Below are 16639 nucleotides of genomic sequence, written 5' to 3'. Positions count from 1 at the left end.
TCTCCAAAGGAGAGGGGAGTTTATTAAATATAATTATTTGTTTCAAGGCTGTTCAGAAATGGGCAGCCTTTTTTATTAGTTGACATTTCATTTCTTTGTGCTTAAGTTTCAAACAAAAATATTTAGGGATAAAAAAATGACAGTAAAAAATCTTCTGTTCAAAAACTCTCGGCCCCTAAAGTATTTTATCTTTAGTCTAACTTTTATTGTTTCTGCAGTTATGATGACAAGCTGCGAACAAAACCCCACCGCCCCAAACGAACCACCAAAACCTCCCGGTTACCAGGAAGATATTTACTGGCCCAGCCTTGCCGATAGCCCCTGGCCTATGTTTAGAGGAAATCCTCAATACACCGGTAGAAGTAAATATAATGGTCCTTCTTCTGGGTTGGTACAATGGGCGTATGATTCAGTTTACATTGAGAGTGGGGTTTTAATGGGTACTGATAATTCAGTTATTTTTCAAACTAGTGGTCCTGCATTTGGTAAAGGAGGAGTTTATAGTTTAAATCAATCCGGCGCTTTGAATTGGTACTATAAAATACAGGAGATAGCATCAGGAACTACTCCATTAATTTTATCAGATTCGACAATCATTGTATCAACTTATACTGGTGGAAAAATTATCGCGCTTACAAAGAATGGGTTAGAAAAGTGGGAGTATGATACAGAAACTTATATTACCACCAGAGGAATGAACATTGGGAAGGAGGGGACAATTTATTTTGTAGACTCAAGTTCAACACTCTTCGCACTGAGTAAATATGGTAAACTAAAATGGACTTTAAAGATTGAAAATATTTTTTTTGGGTCTCTTAGTAGTAATACTCGAATTGCATTTTCACCAGATGGTAATACATTATATATAACTGGGTCCGAAAAAGCGTTATATGCTGTTGATGTAAACCAAAAGAAAATTATTTGGAGTTTTGGCGGTGAAAATGGAATTGCTTCACCATTGATTGACTATGAAGGAAATATTTACTTATATGGAATTTATGATAGGGCAATGGGCACAAACGCTTATATGATAAAGCTAAACAAATTGGGAAATGTTTTATGGGAGCAATCGGTTTCAAACCGGGTAGATTCATATTTCCTCGAACCTACGATGGATTATTTTGGTAATATTTATTTTGGATTTGGTACTGATTCTCTTTATTCCTTAGACTATGATGGTAAATTAAGATGGAAATCGGCGATTACAGAGATTTATGGAGGAACAATTTCCTCACCTCTTGTCTGTGATAATCAAAATATTATTTATGTACCAATTCAGACTAACCCAGGATATGAATTCAAAGTATTGGCATTCCAAAATGATGGTAAACTTTTATGGCAAAGCGACGCACTGTTTGGAGAGTCAGGCGATTCACCTGCTATCGGAATAGCGAAACTTTACTTCCCTACTTATCGCTCAACAAGTGTGTATTCAATCAAATAAGGAGGTGGAAATGTGCAAAGCTATATTTAGCATTCTTTTAATTTGCTTTTATCTTGAGCCAATATTCTCACAACAGCAACTGTTCAAAGAGGAAATATCGCTTGAAGTTGAAGGCAGTTTTACAACTATTACCTTTACTCTCGAAGCATATAGTGCAGTATTTGCTAATTCAACAATTACTGATGATTATTCAACCGCAACCGAAGTTATTATTGGAAATCATACAAACACAGGTTTTGGATGGAGAGTATTCTGGGAAGCTGCTCCTTTTGAACCAATTGCTCACGGGTTCTACAAACTATTTACTGATTATGAACAAAACTATGTGTTCATTGATTTACGAGATTGTAAGTGGGCTAATCAAAGTTATCCAATAGAATTTCAGTATGATACTGATTTTTTTCTTAAGTACAATGCTACCTCAGATAAATTTTATTATAAAGATAAGAATGCTTCAACATATACTCAAATCCCAGATAGGGGAATTGTTGGTATATGGACAATCAAAAATGGTGTTCGGGTAACTTCCTGCTTCGAAGATTACACCGAGAATAACCTTGCAGTTTACTCCCCGCTAACAAAAGCTAAATTATTTTGGGAAGCACCCCCACCACAGGATTACATTCCTTCAAAGTATAGGATTTGGTATGCCTGGTCTTTAGATACTGTTGAACCTGAACCTGAAGATTACTACTGGATAGCTGATATTGATGATGCCTTTCTTTCTTTTAATGATGAAGCAATTATTGATCAGAATTTTATACAAACTGCTTCACATACCTCCTACTATCACATTGAAGCATTCAACGGAACAAAATCTTTATACACTTCAAACAATGTAAATGTTTTTAGTAATACTGATTGGACAAAGACTTTAAAAATTACTAATGATAATAATCACCCTAGACTTGCCTGGACACCATACAATATCTATCCGTATTCTGTGTACAACTATAAAGTTTATAGAAAAGTAGAAACGATACCACCAGGAAGACCTCCTGCTGTTTATCAGTTAATTTATGAAACTGGTTATGATACCTTAAGATTTGAATATACTGATTATGATTTTACAATGGGGGCAGTTCGAATATTGCTTCATATTATGTAAAAGCAACGACAAGCTCATTTGTAAGCAATGTTTCAAATATTGTAAGTTCGAATGTATTATACTACAAAAGGACAAATGAGCTATTGCCAGAAAAGTATTCTCTTGAACAGAATTACCCCAACCCGTTCAATCCAAACACAAACATTGTGTTTGATTTGCCTGAGTTTACTTCAGTTTCTTTGAAAGTTTTTAATTCTATCGGCGAAGAAATCAAGACATTAGTGAATCATACACTCCCGGCAGGAAGACATATTGTGCCCTTTGAAGGTGAAGCAATACCCTCCGGAGTTTACCTTGTTAGATTCGTTTCTGGAAGTTATGTTAATACACAGAAGATTATACTGATTAAATAAAAACACAGCAGCGGCACAGGTAATGTTTCTGTGCCGCTGAATATTTGATTTTGAGAATTTAAAACGGAACGATTATGAGAAACTTATTTTTGATAATAAATATTATTTCTTTCATCCTAATCCAGAATTCTGCCAGTTTTAGCCAATGGAGTGACGATCCTTATGTAAACACACGGGTTTCGGATTGGGGTGTAAATGTTATTGCCTGCCAGGATGGCAGGGGGGGCGCATCCATTTCATTCCAGAATTTTAACTATGATACTACTAACTTATATTTTCAACAGATTGATAGTTTAGGGTCCTTAAAATGGAATTCTGCAATCGTTATTTCGGAAATTGGCAATAGCAATTATCCTGTTGATATTTTTTTAGGAGACTCTAACTCCACACTAGTTTGCTATTCTGCTGGGGAAGTCTATTTTGATTCTTCCTTCAATCAAATCATACTTACAGAACCCTATGTCCAAAAGCTTGACAATGATGGGAAAAAACTTTGGGGCGAAGCCGGGATAAAATTAAGAACTGATACAACAAAATTTACAAACGGTTCCACTGACTTTTGTATTGATGAAAATGGTGGAATTTTTTGTTTCTGGGATTTCTCAATTCCTGGGGGGGGGTCATATACACATAAATTATATATTCAGCATATTTCCAAAAATGGAGAAAGGCTTTGGGGAGAAAATGGAATTTTAGTAGCCGATAGTGTTTTAGACTCCTTCGGGATCAAAATTATTTCGGATGATAGCGGTGGAATTTTTCTACAATATCCGTATGAAGGAAAACATTTTATAGAGCATTATGACAGTACGGGAATTTTGAAGTGGACACTCAAAGAAAATTTAGAGTATGAAAAATGGATAAAGGATGGCGAAGGAGGATTGATCCTTAGTGCTGTTAGACAAATTTCGGTCAAAAAATTAATCCTAAATCGCATATCCCATTCAGGCGAAAAACTCTGGGGTGAAGATGGAATAGTGCTGGATGATAGTGTTACTAATATTAACCCTAATCCTGCAGATTTATTATTAAATTCAGATAATACTGTTACAGCTTCCTGGGATAATGGATGGTATCCTGTAGACGATTTATTTGTTCAGAGATTTGATCTTTCAGGTTATAAACTATGGAGTGATAATCTTAAAGTGTCAAATGAAATCTCGTCGAAAGGAGATCATGGATTATTAGAAAGTGAAGTGAATTCAAATATTCTACTATATTATCTTGGGAGAATTCCTTCAGGTCTTTATGCACAAAGAATAGATAAATTTGGTTACAAAGTTTGGGGTGATACTGATATTGCAGTAACTAATTTAACTCCTGGGCTATCACAGATAGTTTCAGATGGCAATTATGGCGCAATAGTAGTTTTTGAAAACGATGCCCCCTGGGGGGGGATATTGGCTCAACAAATAAGTAAGAACGGAAACCTCGGTGAAATAATAACATCAATAAAGAATAATAATTATGTTCCCGCCATTCCAAAAAGTCATATACTTTCTCAAAACTACCCCAACCCATTCAACCCAAGCACAACAATCAGTTTCGCAATTCCAGAAAAGAGTTTTGTAACCCTTAAAGTTTATGATGTTCTTGGCAGAGAAGTAGCAAATTTGGTAAATGAAGAACTAGAAACAGGAATTTTTGAAATGACTTTTGATGCAAGCACTCTTTCAAGCGGAGTTTACATTTACAGAATCACCGCAATGAAGTATGGAAAAATTCTTTTCAACGAATCCAAGCAGATGCTATTGATAAAATAATTAAATAATAAACCTACTTCTAAACCTCCGATGGCATTGCCATCGGAGATTTGTTAACAATTTTTATCTATTCGAAATCAATATTCCCTTCTACGCTGTCCCATACACAAAAACATCTCTCCGTAGTCAAATTCGCAGCCTCGTTCTCAAATACTTAGCCTAATATTCATCTACAGCTAAATTTGTTGGGGTCTTCCTTCGTTTCATAACTCTCTACGGCTCCCCGGAGTCATCTTCTGTCCGTGCGTACTTATCTACCAATCGCCGGTAGATATGTAAAAACTCGGCGTACTCATCTCCCAAACCTTCGTCAATATGCCCGCAACTTGTGGAGACATTTACGCAACTCATGGAGACATCTACCAAACGTGCATAGGCATCTACCAACTCCGCAGCGACATTTACCGGTTTAGCGTAGTCGTCTTCCAAGGTCGCGTAGAGTGCTCAAAATCTTATTTTTTTGATGTTGTAAGGTTGGCGGGGAGTAATACAAATTGATTGCGCCATTTTATTTATTCGAAAGCATTTTCGTAATAATTGATCAGAGGCACCTTGCTTTTACTATACAGCTTTTTTTCATTAATGCACTAAAATTCTGTTTGGTTATATTGGCGTAAGTAAATTTTAGATATTATGAAAAACATCGCCGGAGTTTTTATGTTCAGATATTTCCACAAAGTGGTTAGCTTCCACACTTACGTTTTAGCTTTGCTCATTTCAGTTTCTGCCTATTCCCAAAATTTGGATTCGGAATACTTCAAAAAAAATATTGAAGTGTATTTTTTATTTAATGTTAATTCAATAGAAGAACTGCGCGGACTTACAAACATCATCTCCATTGATAATGTTGAAGGATTGAAAGTTTATGCTTACGCAAATGAAAACGAGTTCAACCAATTCCTGACTTACAACTATCATACACCATCCTTCCAAAACCCGGAATAGTTGAAAACGTCTCGATGAGCAACACAATAGACGGCGTAAATGATTGGAACACTTACCCCACCTACGATGCTTACATTGCAATGATGAATCAGTTCGTTGCTGATTACCCTTCCATCTGCCAGGTGATTGATGCAGGCAATTCTGTGATGAATAGAAAAATATTATTCGTTAAAATTTCCGACAATATTAATGATAAAGAAACCGAACCTCAGTTTATGTATTCGTCAACAATGCATGGCGATGAAACCACCGGCTATGTTTTAATGCTGAGATTGATTGACTCACTTCTTACAAGCTACGGCGCTGATGCTGAGATCACCGATCTGATTAATAATTCAGAAATATGGATCAACCCGCTTGCAAACCCTGACGGCACTTATCACGGCGGGAATAATACAGTGAACGGTGCTATTCGCTACAACCAAAATGGTTACGACTTGAACAGAAATTTTCCCGATCCTGAAAACGGAGTTAATCCGAATCAGCAGCCGGAAACAACTGTGATGAAAAATATTATTGATTCGAATAATTTTATTCTCTCTGCAAATTTTCACGGCGGCGCTGAGGTTGTAAATTATGCCTGGGACACATGGTCAAATGTTTATCCTGATTTTATTTCACACGCTGATGAAGAGTGGTTTCAGTTTACTTCCCATGAATATGCCGACACAGTTCAAACTCATGCCCCCTCCAATTACATGTCCGGCTTCGATGACGGAATTACGAACGGCGGTGCGTGGTATGTTATTCACGGCGGCAGACAGGATTATCTGACTTACTTCCGCGGCGGTCGTGAAGTCACAATTGAATTATCTGATATAAAACTTCTTCCGGCAAATCAACTGCCGGCTCATTGGGAATATAATAAGCGTTCATTTATTAATTTTATGCAGCAGACTCTTTACGGTATCGGCGGATTTGTAACTGATACGCTCGGCAATCCTCTTCGTGCTTTGATTACAATCGAAAATCACGACGATGAACACACTGTTATTTCTTCCGATTCAATAAATGGATTTTATAGAAGAATGATAATGCAGGGAAATTATGATATTACTTTTTCTGCTCCTGATCACTTAAGCAAAACAATGACCAATGTTTCAGTGACAAATTATTCTTCCACAGCTCTGAATGTTTCTCTTGTTCCCGATCCGGTTCCTGTAGAGTTGATTTCCTTTTCTGCAAATAATTTTGGAAGCGATATTATTTTGAATTGGCAAACTGCAACCGAGATTAACAATAGTGGATTTGAAATTGAAAAAGAACAAGTCCTCAGTCCAAAGACTTCAGTCAGCAATGAAGATTGGCAAATAATTGGTTTTATTCCGGGTCACGGAACTACTTCGGAAAAACAAACCTATTCTTTTAAAGATGAGAATCTATCATCAGGAAAATATCAATACAGATTAAAGCAAATTGATTTTGATGGAAGCTTTGAATATTCAAATAATATTGAAGTTGAAATTAATTCTCCTTCAATATTTTCGCTTGAACAGAATTATCCAAATCCATTTAACCCGAGTACTATTATCAGTTGGCAGTTACCTGCTGGTGGATTAGTCCAATTAAAAATATTCAATTCCCTTGGTGAAGAAATAGAATCGCTGGTTAATGAATATCAGGAAGCTGGGAATCACACAAAATTATATATTGTAAATTCTACATTATCAAGCGGTGTTTATCTGTATCAATTAAAGGCTGGTGAATTTTCTGAAGTTAAAAAATTTATTCTGATGAGATAAGCAGATTGTCATCAGATGCAGAATATTCTAAGAAAAAAATTTCTGATCCCGCTGATATTTCCGATTGTAATTTGGATAGTTTATTTAGTATCAGTTCTATTTAATTTAAGTTTTGTTACTCTCGGTGTTCTGCCAAGAGAAATCAGTGGATTGGTTGGAATTTTTTTTTCGCCTCTCATCCATGAAAATTTCAGCCATTTATTTTCTAATACACTTCCACTAATAGTGCTTGGCTACGGTGTGTTTTATTTCTATCCTCATGCCGCTTACAAAGTCATTCTGCTTGTCTATCTCCTAACCGGTAGTTTAGTTTGGATGTTCGCTCGAACGGCATATCACATTGGTGCCAGCGGAATTGTTTATGGGTTTGTTGCGTTTATTTTTTTCAGCGGATTATTCAGGAGAGACAACAAATCTATTTCACTTGCGTTGGTAGTAATTTTTCTTTACGGCGGACTTGTTTGGGGAATCTTTCCGGGTCAGGAAAATATTTCATGGGAATCACACGCATTTGGTGCATTATCGGGAATTATTTCTGCATTCATTTATCGAAAAATTGATCCGCCGAAAAAATATGATTGGGAAGATGAGGAAGATAAAGTTGATCCTCGAACACTTGAAGTTTCTTACGACCCCGAAAAAAATAAATTTGATCTTTAACTAACACCGAAAGAATTTAAAATGAAAAAGACTACTTCCGAAACACGGAAATACCGAACAGATATGAATGATAAAATCCTGAACTCCGGGTTTAGAGATTACAATAAATTCTTTGCCCTTGATAACAAGGCTTACATTGACGGTGCATTGCCAGCGAAGACGAAAGAACTAATGGGGCTTGTCGCTTCAATGGTGCTGCGTTGTAATGATTGCATTTTCTACCATATTGACCGCTCTATTCAGGAGGGGGCTACGAGACAGGAACTAATGGAGTCGTTCAACATCGCATTGATTGTCGGCGGCTCAATCGTAATTCCGCACTTAAGATATGCATTTGAAATGATGGATGAAATTTTTGAAGAATCGAAGAATGAATAAAAAGATACTTATCCCAAAACAAATTATTTGTGTTGATGCCGATGAAAGAATCCTTCGCGATCATTATATCGAAATCACAGATGGAGTGATTTCTGCTGTTGAACCGAGAAGTAAAAATAATTTTGATTTATTCAACGGAGAAATAATTTATCTCGATAATCTAACAGTAATTCCCGGGTTTGTTCAAACTCATATTCATCTGTGTCAATCACTATTTCGCGGCTTCGCTGATGATATCCAGCTTCTTGACTGGCTTGGCAAGCGAATATTTCCGCTTGAGAATGCTCATAATAAAAATTCGATAAAAGTTTCAGCCCAAATTGGGTTGAATGAACTTCAGCGCGGAGGCACTACGACACTTCTTGATATGGGTTCACTGCGATTTGAAGAATTTATTTTTGAAGAATTAATTAATTCGAAGCAGCGCGCTTATGCAGGTAATTGTTTAATGGATGTTAACGATATTTATCCTCAATTCAAATCAGGCACTTTCGACCAATTGAAGATGACGGGGGACCTTGCAAAACAATTTCACAATTCTCAAAACGGAAAAATAAAATTTGCATTTTCTCCACGCTTTGTTCTTTCATGTTCAAATGAATTAATGATTGAATCAAAGCAAATGATGAAAGATTTTCCCGGCAGTTTGTATCACACACATTCATCTGAAAATAAAAATGAAATAGAAGAAGTTCGCAAAAGGTTTGGCGTCGAAAACATTCTTCATTTTAACAATTTAGATTTGCTTGACGATCACACTGTGCTGGCGCACTGTGTTCACACCAATGAACAAGAAATAGAAAAATTAAAAAAGACAAATACACGAATAGCCCACTGTCCATCGGCTAATTTAAAACTTGCATCGGGCATTGCTGACATTCCCAAATATTTAAAGGAAGGGATTTCAGTTTCGCTTGGTGCTGACGGAGCAGCTTGTAATAATTCACTCAGTGCATTTACAGAAATGCGTCTTGCTTCTTTGATCCAGAAACCTATTCACGGTGCTGATTCAATGAGTGCGAAAACTGTTTTCAAGCTTGCGACAATTGAAGGGGCAAAAGCTCTTCATCTCGAAAAAGAAATTGGAAGCATTGAAGTGGGTAAAAAAGCCGATCTTGTCTTTCTGAATCTCGAATCTCCCTTTCATCCATTGACTGATAATGATGATGACTTGTATTCGTCTATTGTTTATTCTTCAGGGAAAGAAGATGTGATAAACGTGATGATAGAAGGGGAGTGGGTTGTAAAAGACGGCGCATCAATTCAATATGATGAGTACGAACTTTATAGAAAAGGTAAAGTAGAATTTGAAGAATTAGTTAAGCGAGCGAAACTTTGAAAGAAATTCTATTCGCTACAAAGAATAAAGGCAAGCTTCGCGAAGTAAGACAAATTGCAATTAATAGTGAATTATTAATTTTGTCTTTAAATGATTTTCCAGATATTCCCGATGTTTTAGAGACTGGAAATAGTTTTGAAGAAAATGCAATCATTAAAGCCAAAGAATATTTTAACATTTTCAAACTACCCTGTCTTACTGATGATTCAGGGTTAATGGTGGAACAGTTAAATAATCAACCGGGGATTTTTTCAGCAAGATATGCCGGAGTAAACGCAACTGATGAAGACAATAACAGAAAATTAATTTCAGAATTAAATTCATTTTCTGAACCTCACAAAGCGAAGTATTATTGTGTTGCAGTTTACGCTGATGATTCGAATATTATAACTGATCATGGAGAAATTTTAGGAACGATTACCAATTATCCAAAAGGAAAGAATGGATTCGGTTACGATCCTTACTTTATCCCTGAAGGATATGATTGTACGATGGCAGAATTAGATGCTGATACAAAAAACAAAATCAGTCATCGCTTTCAGGCTTTTAATAAACTTTTTAATAGGCTAAAATCAGAAGGAGTTATAAAGTGAAAATAAAATTATTTTTTCTTTACATTTCGGTTGGATTATTTTTAATTCTCTCTTCTTGTAAAGATGATGCGGTTAATGAATCTGCCCCGCTACCCCCGGGAAATTATTTCCCAATTTCGGACGGTACATTTTTCAAGTATTCTGTTGAAGGAATAGATTCGTTAGGAAATATCATCACCGGCAGTCGCTTGTCGTATTTTATTGGAGGAACGAATTTAGCCGGAACTGATTATTCAAATCAGTTTGATTCACTTACGTTAAACTCTTTATTAATTTCATCGCAGGCGTTTGTTAGAAAAACCGATAACGGAGTTTATTATTTTCTCGATACCACCGGGCTTTATACATCAATTCCAGACTCATTCCGATCCGGTGTAAATCTTGATCCCGAATTTATTTTATTTTCATTTCCTCTTGAAAGTGGAAAAACCTGGACAGTATTTAAAATGACATTAACCATTCCGCCATTCATATTTAATTTTACGCCGCTTGAAGTAAATGCTTTTTATGAGGGAGTTGAAAGTGCATTGATAATTCCTTTAAATTCAGGAAATGTTACTGCCGATGCTGAAAAAATAAAATACGAGCTAATCTTGCGCGAAAGTATTGATCCAACTGTAACTCCGAAAAAATTAACAGCATATTCCTGGATTGTAAAAGATATTGGAGTTGTAAAATGGGAGGGTAATCAAACAGTAGTAAATGCGCTATCGAGTGCATACATTGATTTTGATGATTCTGTAAACACCATTACAGAAAATCTGGTTGAGTTTGAAATAAAACAGAAATTATTTCTCAGCAACAATTACCTGAACAATTCCAAAAGTCAGATTATAAGAATTAATTTTTCTGAAGCCGGAAACTTTTAACAGTTCCGGCATTTTTATTTTCTCATCAAATTCTTCTACTGATGAAGGAAGATAATCGTAGGCAGCTTTATTTCCGGAAATGATCCCTCCTATTTTCGGAAGAATTTTTTTAAAATAAAATTTGTAGAGGCTTTTGAAGAATTTATTCGTTGGCATTCTGAATTCAAGAATAGTTACTTTACCTCCATCCTTTAACACACGATAGAAAGAATCAAATCCTTTTTGAATGTCATAAAAATTTCTAACACCAAAAGCTACTGTAATATTTGTAACAGAATTATTTTTCAACGGGATATTTTCGGCAGCCATTTGAAAGTTTCGTCCCTTTATCCAATCACTCTTTTTGTTGAATAGTTGAAGCATATTAAATGAAAGATCGGCGCCGAAAATATTTTTGATACCAAATTTGGAGGCTTCAATTCCAAAGTCACCTGTGCCGCACGCAATATCAAGCAGTATAGCATCAGCAGAAAATTTCGTTAACCTTAACGCTTTTTTGCGCCAGTAAACATCTGTCCCGAAACTTAGAAGATGATTTAGAAAATCATATCGAAAAGCTATCGAATCAAAAATATATTTTACTTTAGTTTTTTTATCAGACATAATTAATGTTTCAAATACTCAAACTCTTCTTTGTAAATTTTCCTTCGCCACCAATTAAAAATATATTTACCCGACCACATGGCAAACATCATAAATAGAGCTCCGGCAATCAAATCAATTACATAGTGATACCATAAATAAACAGTAGAAAAAATCAGAAGCGAACCTACCGGGATAAAAAAATATCTGCTTCTGCTTTTAAGTTTAATTGATAGATAGATTACGATTAAAGTGATCATAGTATGCCCGCTTGGAAAAACATCACGCTGAACTAAATCAGCCGGATTGATTGTTCCGGCAGGAATTGATTCACCTGCATTCACAACCTCGCGCAAAAAATTAGTTAAATATAATCCAGGCAGTGCTTGATTTACTGAATTGAAATCGTGCAATGTAAATCTTGGACCGATTCCAGGAAGTAAATAATAGCCAAGGTAGGAAAGGAAAAATCCATAGACTACCGAAAAAAGTGCGAAGTCTGTTGCGACATATCTTTTCTTTCGAAGAAGCGAAAGACATAAAATAATTGGAAGCAAATAAAAACTTCCATAAACTATCTGAAGTATTTCTGTAAGGAAGGGGTTTGCGAGGTGATAGAAAAATTTAGTTGGATCACCGCCAAAAAGAAATCTGTCAATATTAATAAAAAGAAAATCATAATCCATACCGCGTATAGGCTTGATCATATAGTAAAGTTCTTTGAAGGTAAGCATGATTAAAGGAGCGATGTACCAATAATGAAGTATTCGCCAAACCCTGTTTGCATAGCGATCTTCCAGAAAGGCTAATAGAAATGCCAGCGAAACGATTCCTGCATTTATAACAATCCAACCACTCGAATTCAAAATTTTATCATAGAAAATCAAATGCAGAATAGTTAGAAAAATGTAGAAAGCAATTACAACAAGATCGTAAGCTTTTAATTTTTTTAAGAAGGATTTTATTTCATTCATTAACTGAAATATTTATTTTGTTGATCCAGGTATTTTGAGAAATATTTTTGGATACATACTCTGAAAGTTTGATAAAGTCAGCGATTGAAAGTTGTTCAGCCCGAAGACCTAAATCTATTCCGCAGTTTGTAAAATCAATATTTTCAAATATACTGCTCTTAAGTGAATTACGCAGAGTTTTTCTTCTTTTACCAAAAGCAGCTTTGACTGTTTTGATAAATATTTGAGCGCTTCTATCGTTCATCCCGGATTCTTTCATCACAATTTTTACTACAGCTGAATAAACTTTCGGTTTAGGATAGAAAACATTTGGTGAAACTTTAAAGCACAGCTTGACATCGGCAAAGTGATTCAATATCACTGCGAGAATGCCGTATTCTTTCGTACCGATTTTTGCGTTCATTCTTTCTGCCACTTCAAGTTGTATCATGAAAACAGCGTCACGAATAATATCTCTATTCTCTATTATTTTAAAAATGATTGGGGAAGTAAGATTGTAAGGAATATTTCCAACTATTCGGAAAGGAGGTCTAGTTTTACTGGAAAAAGAATTAAGGTCAAGTTTCAGAAAATCAGCATTGATCAAATTAATATTTGAGAACTCAGACTTAAGTTGATCTATCACTCTGTTATCAATTTCAACAGCAATAAAATTAGCAGTCTTATCAATAATTTTTTTTGTAAGGGCACCTGTGCCCGGACCAATTTCAATTATAGAATCTGCTCGCTGTGGATCAATTGTTTGAACAATCTTATTCAGGATGTTTTCATCCTTTAAATAATTTTGCCCAAATCGTTTAAGCGGAGTAAATTTATACATAACCCAAAATTATTTAATCGCTGAAGGATTACCAATTTTTATCAAATCAAAACTGCTATATATTTGGGGAGGAAAATTTTCCTTTTAGGTTTTAAAAAATTCTTTATAAATATTATTAATAAATGAGGATACTCTGAAAAAGAAATGCGTAATCAGTGTTGATATGGGGGGGACGAAAATTCTTGCAAGTGCAGTTAACTCTTCTGATGGAATTATTGCAAGCATAAAGTATGCAACAGATTTGAGTAAGGGCAGCCGGGGATATATCAAAAATATCGTATCTATAATTAAGGATGTAATCAAGAAGGGAAATATTCAAGAAGGAAATGTTGCAGCCGTGTGTTTGGGTGTACCCGGTGCAGTGAACCCGCATACTGGTATTATTGCGATTGCCCCAAATCTTGGATTAAAAAATTTTAATATTAAAGAAAAACTGCAAGCGTTAATTCCATTTCCTGTTTTGATTGAAAATGACGTTAATCTTGGAGCTCTCGGCATTAAATATTCGGGGATTGGCAAAGAAGCAAAAAATTTACTCGCCGTGTTTTTAGGCACCGGAATAGGTGGAGGATTAATTATTAATGGTAAAATATATCGCGGCTCCGGTTTTGTCGCAGGAGAAATCGGGCATATTGTTGTTGATAAAAATGGACCCGTTTGCGGCTGCGGGAACAAAGGATGTTTTGAAGCATTAGCAAGCCGCACAGCAATTGCAAATAAAATTATTTCTGATTTGAAAAAAAGTAAGCAAAAAACTTCATTAAATATTCATCTCAAACCCGGTGAAAAATTAAAATCCAAAGCACTCGCCGCAGCAATTAAGAAAAAAGACAAAGTTGTTATTAAAAACATTACAGAGGCTTGCCAAACTATTGGAATCGTGCTATCGGGAATTGCAAACACGATGAACTTCGATATGATTGTTTTAGGGGGAGGTTTGATTGAAGCCCTTGATTATTTTATGCTTCCTCTGATCAAAGAAGAATTTAATAAACACGTAATGAAAGCTACTGCAAAAGGGTTAAAGATTGTTGCGAGTTCACTCGGCGATGATGCAGCAATTTATGGGGGAATTGCTCTTGCAGAAGAATTTGTCGGGGTAAAAGTTTAGTTGAATTGCTTTTCTATTTCATGCTTTCTATCTGTGAGTTCTGCCCACTGAACTAAGGCAAGATCGAGCTTTTCCTTCGTTTGATCGTATTCTGAAAAAGTCAGTTTCACATATTCAGGCTTCGAGTAAAAGTCATTAGAGGAAATAATAGTTTCAATCTCCTGCTGCCGTTTTTCTAATGCGGAGATGTGTTGTTCCAGTTTAGCAATCTGTTTGATAATATCTTTTGTGAGTATAAATCTTTTCTTTCTTGCCTCTGCTTCAATTCTTTTCTGATCTTTTCGGGAAGAGCTATCTTTGACCTGTTCTAAATTATCTTTACGATCATTAAAATTCAGCCCATTTATTTTTTCAAGATAATATTCAATTCCACCAATAAAATTTTTAACCACACCCTTCCTTATTTCTATTACCCTGCTTATCACCGGGCGTAAAAAATCTATATCGTGAGAAACTACAATGAGGGATCCTTTAAAATCAAGCAGGGCATTTTGCAATACAAGTTTTGAATTAACATCAAGATGATTTGTCGGTTCGTCAAGAATAATTAAGTTAGATTTAGTCAGTAAAATTTTTGCAAGCGCTAATCTGCTTTTTTCGCCGCCGGAAAGTACACCCACCTTCTTAAATACATCATCACCGCGAAATAGAAACGATCCAAGCAATCCGCGGAGTTGACCAATGGTAAAATTTTCAGCAATTCCTTCGAGAGTTTCAATCAGATCAAGTGCAGGGTTCAGATTATCTGCTACATCCTGTGAATAGTAAGCAATAGTTGTTTTATGACCTATGAAGCGTTCACCATTAAAATCAGTTACACCTGCGAGAATTTTCCCGAGTGTAGTTTTACCCGCACCATTTGGTCCTACGAAAGCGACTTTCTCGCCGCGTTCAAAAGTTAGGTCTATTTTTTCAAATATCTTTTTGTCACCGAAAGATTTTGAAATAGATTTTAATTCAATCGCAATCCTGCCGCTCGGAGGGGCTTCGGGAAATTTAAAACGAATTGTCGAATCAAATTCCGGAAGTTCTACTAGTTCAATCTTTTCAAGCTGCTTGATTCTGCTTTGAACTTGCTTTGACTTAGTAGCTTTGTACCTGAACCTCTCGATAAATTTTTCGGTTTCTTTAATTTTTTTTTGTTGAAGCGTAAAATGATTTTCAGTTTGAACATCGCGTTCATCTTTAAATTTTAAATAGGCATAATAATTACCGTTGAACATACTAAACCTGGAAAGATAAATTTCAAGTGTCTTATTTGTAACTCTATTAACAAAAATTTATCGTGAGAAACTATGAGCAGCGCCCCATCATAGTTCTGAATAAAATTAATCAACCAGTTTAATGATTCAATGTCCAGATGGTTAGTTGGTTCATCAAGCAGGAGTAAATCGTTCTGAGAAATAAGCAGCTTAGCCAGAGCAATTCTCATCTGCCATCCGCCGGAGAATTCATCTGTTAATCGTTCGAAGTCATTTTCTTCAAAACCTAACCCGGCTAAAATTTTTTTTATTTTAGATTCTGCAGAATATGCATCCAATTCATCAAGGCGGTGGTGTATTTCCCCAAGCTGATGTACGAGATCATTCCGCTCTTCATCGCTAAGATCACTTTCATTAAGTTGATCGGTAATGGATCGCTCTTTTTCCTGAATTGTTACCAGCATAGAGAGAGCGGTTTTAGCTTCTTCAAACAATGAGCTGCCTGAATGAGTTACATTCTCCTGCGGCAAGTAGCCAATGCTGACATTTTTTTGTTTATTTATTTTTCCCGTTTCAGGAGCTATTTCTCCCGAAATTATTTTGAGGAAGGAAGACTTGCCTGTTCCATTTGCCCCCACCAATGAAATTTTATCGCCGGAATTAATTCGGAGATTAACATCGCGAAAAAGGTACTTTCCATTAAATTGAAGAGAAATATTCGAAAGATCGATCATAAAAATTTAATTTTACAGGTAA

Annotated in this window: 16 protein-coding genes and 1 pseudogene; 12 read left to right on the top strand and 5 right to left on the bottom strand. The window is 35.7% G+C overall.

Features of this window, described 5'->3' with window-relative positions:
* Positions 1 to 136: 136 nt before the first annotated feature.
* The 4 genes from IPH11_03790 to IPH11_03775 all read left to right on the top strand — a co-directional run bounded on the left by IPH11_03790 (position 137) and on the right by IPH11_03775 (position 4668).
* Entirely contained in the window at positions 137 to 1444 is a 1308-nt protein-coding gene (locus IPH11_03790; protein ID MBK6912822.1) for a PQQ-like beta-propeller repeat protein, read from the top strand.
* 10 nt (positions 1445 to 1454) lie between these two features.
* Positions 1455 to 2552, top strand: coding sequence for a hypothetical protein (locus IPH11_03785; GenBank protein ID MBK6912821.1), 1098 nt, complete (start codon positions 1455 to 1457; stop codon positions 2550 to 2552).
* 83 nt (positions 2553 to 2635) lie between these two features.
* The gene (locus IPH11_03780) at positions 2636 to 2905 is read left to right on the top strand and encodes a T9SS type A sorting domain-containing protein (GenBank protein MBK6912820.1); all 270 of its coding nucleotides are present in this window, start codon (positions 2636 to 2638) and stop codon (positions 2903 to 2905) included.
* Between the two features lie 74 nt (positions 2906 to 2979).
* Positions 2980 to 4668, top strand: a complete 1689-nt coding sequence (locus tag IPH11_03775; protein ID MBK6912819.1) for a T9SS type A sorting domain-containing protein — start codon at positions 2980 to 2982, stop codon at positions 4666 to 4668.
* A gap of 213 nt (positions 4669 to 4881) precedes the next feature.
* On the opposite strand, the gene IPH11_03770 is transcribed toward IPH11_03775, so the two are convergent.
* Positions 4882 to 5019, bottom strand: a complete 138-nt coding sequence (locus tag IPH11_03770) for a hypothetical protein (protein ID MBK6912818.1) — start codon at positions 5017 to 5019, stop codon at positions 4882 to 4884.
* A 282-nt stretch (positions 5020 to 5301) separates the two neighbouring features.
* Here IPH11_03770 and IPH11_03765 point away from each other — a divergent pair, with 282 nt between their 5' ends.
* Genes IPH11_03765 through IPH11_03735 form a run of 7 tightly spaced genes read left to right on the top strand, consistent with a single transcriptional unit; the run spans position 5302 to position 11194 of the window.
* Positions 5302 to 5613 (top strand): hypothetical protein, encoded by a 312-nt coding sequence (locus IPH11_03765; protein MBK6912817.1) that lies wholly within the window; start codon positions 5302 to 5304, stop codon positions 5611 to 5613.
* 14 nt (positions 5614 to 5627) lie between these two features.
* Positions 5628 to 7355, top strand: coding sequence for a T9SS type A sorting domain-containing protein (locus IPH11_03760; GenBank protein MBK6912816.1), 1728 nt, complete (start codon positions 5628 to 5630; stop codon positions 7353 to 7355).
* A 15-nt stretch (positions 7356 to 7370) separates the two neighbouring features.
* The gene (locus IPH11_03755; GenBank protein MBK6912815.1) at positions 7371 to 8015 is read left to right on the top strand and encodes a rhomboid family intramembrane serine protease; all 645 of its coding nucleotides are present in this window, start codon (positions 7371 to 7373) and stop codon (positions 8013 to 8015) included.
* Positions 8016 to 8036: 21 nt separating this feature from the next.
* Positions 8037 to 8393, top strand: a complete 357-nt coding sequence (locus IPH11_03750) for a carboxymuconolactone decarboxylase family protein (GenBank protein MBK6912814.1) — start codon at positions 8037 to 8039, stop codon at positions 8391 to 8393.
* Positions 8386 to 9732 carry an amidohydrolase family protein gene (locus tag IPH11_03745; GenBank protein ID MBK6912813.1) on the top strand — a complete coding sequence of 449 codons (1347 nt, stop codon included), beginning with the start codon at positions 8386 to 8388 and terminating at the stop codon, positions 9730 to 9732. Before IPH11_03750 ends, IPH11_03745 begins: the two co-directional genes overlap by 8 nt.
* The gene (gene rdgB, locus IPH11_03740) at positions 9729 to 10325 is read left to right on the top strand and encodes an RdgB/HAM1 family non-canonical purine NTP pyrophosphatase (protein ID MBK6912812.1); all 597 of its coding nucleotides are present in this window, start codon (positions 9729 to 9731) and stop codon (positions 10323 to 10325) included. The genes IPH11_03745 and rdgB overlap by 4 nt, the downstream gene beginning before the upstream one ends.
* The gene (locus tag IPH11_03735) at positions 10322 to 11194 is read left to right on the top strand and encodes a hypothetical protein (GenBank protein ID MBK6912811.1); all 873 of its coding nucleotides are present in this window, start codon (positions 10322 to 10324) and stop codon (positions 11192 to 11194) included. Before rdgB ends, IPH11_03735 begins: the two co-directional genes overlap by 4 nt.
* On the opposite strand, the gene ubiE is transcribed toward IPH11_03735, so the two are convergent.
* Genes ubiE through rsmA form a run of 3 tightly spaced genes read right to left on the bottom strand, consistent with a single transcriptional unit; the run spans position 11114 to position 13570 of the window.
* Complete coding sequence (ubiE, locus tag IPH11_03730) at positions 11114 to 11800, bottom strand: bifunctional demethylmenaquinone methyltransferase/2-methoxy-6-polyprenyl-1,4-benzoquinol methylase UbiE (GenBank protein ID MBK6912810.1); 687 nt, start codon at positions 11798 to 11800, stop codon at positions 11114 to 11116. The genes IPH11_03735 and ubiE overlap by 81 nt on opposite strands.
* Positions 11800 to 12750, bottom strand: coding sequence for a phosphatase PAP2 family protein (locus IPH11_03725; protein ID MBK6912809.1), 951 nt, complete (start codon positions 12748 to 12750; stop codon positions 11800 to 11802). The genes ubiE and IPH11_03725 overlap by 1 nt, the downstream gene beginning before the upstream one ends.
* Positions 12743 to 13570, bottom strand: coding sequence for a 16S rRNA (adenine(1518)-N(6)/adenine(1519)-N(6))-dimethyltransferase RsmA (gene rsmA, locus IPH11_03720; protein MBK6912808.1), 828 nt, complete (start codon positions 13568 to 13570; stop codon positions 12743 to 12745). The genes IPH11_03725 and rsmA overlap by 8 nt, the downstream gene beginning before the upstream one ends.
* Before the next feature lie 163 nt (positions 13571 to 13733).
* On the opposite strand from rsmA, the gene IPH11_03715 reads away from it, so the two are divergent.
* Positions 13734 to 14681 carry an ROK family protein gene (locus IPH11_03715; GenBank protein MBK6912807.1) on the top strand — a complete coding sequence of 316 codons (948 nt, stop codon included), beginning with the start codon at positions 13734 to 13736 and terminating at the stop codon, positions 14679 to 14681.
* Here IPH11_03715 and IPH11_03710 read toward each other — a convergent pair.
* Positions 14678 to 16617 (bottom strand): annotated as a pseudogene (locus IPH11_03710) (ABC-F family ATP-binding cassette domain-containing protein). The gene IPH11_03715 and the pseudogene IPH11_03710 overlap by 4 nt on opposite strands.
* Positions 16618 to 16639: the final 22 nt, after the last annotated feature.

The organism is Ignavibacteriales bacterium, assembly GCA_016709155.1.
Lineage (GTDB): Bacteria > Bacteroidota > Ignavibacteria > Ignavibacteriales > Ignavibacteriaceae > JADJEI01.
Note: the sequence above shows the minus strand (reverse complement) of the source record. Positions and strands in the feature narration are given on the sequence as shown.

Coding starts and splice junctions, on each gene's coding strand:
- IPH11_03790 (MBK6912822.1), top strand. CDS start 137: ATGACAGTAAAAAATCTTCTGTTCAAAAACTCTCGGCCCCTAAAGTAT.
- IPH11_03785 (MBK6912821.1), top strand. CDS start 1,455: ATGTGCAAAGCTATATTTAGCATTCTTTTAATTTGCTTTTATCTTGAG.
- IPH11_03775 (MBK6912819.1), top strand. CDS start 2,980: ATGAGAAACTTATTTTTGATAATAAATATTATTTCTTTCATCCTAATC.
- IPH11_03770 (MBK6912818.1), bottom strand. CDS start 5,019: ATGAGTTGCGTAAATGTCTCCACAAGTTGCGGGCATATTGACGAAGGT.
- IPH11_03765 (MBK6912817.1), top strand. CDS start 5,302: ATGAAAAACATCGCCGGAGTTTTTATGTTCAGATATTTCCACAAAGTG.
- IPH11_03760 (MBK6912816.1), top strand. CDS start 5,628: ATGAGCAACACAATAGACGGCGTAAATGATTGGAACACTTACCCCACC.
- IPH11_03755 (MBK6912815.1), top strand. CDS start 7,371: ATGCAGAATATTCTAAGAAAAAAATTTCTGATCCCGCTGATATTTCCG.
- IPH11_03750 (MBK6912814.1), top strand. CDS start 8,037: ATGAAAAAGACTACTTCCGAAACACGGAAATACCGAACAGATATGAAT.
- IPH11_03745 (MBK6912813.1), top strand. CDS start 8,386: ATGAATAAAAAGATACTTATCCCAAAACAAATTATTTGTGTTGATGCC.
- IPH11_03725 (MBK6912809.1), bottom strand. CDS start 12,750: ATGAATGAAATAAAATCCTTCTTAAAAAAATTAAAAGCTTACGATCTT.
- rsmA (MBK6912808.1), bottom strand. CDS start 13,570: ATGTATAAATTTACTCCGCTTAAACGATTTGGGCAAAATTATTTAAAG.
- IPH11_03715 (MBK6912807.1), top strand. CDS start 13,734: ATGGGGGGGACGAAAATTCTTGCAAGTGCAGTTAACTCTTCTGATGGA.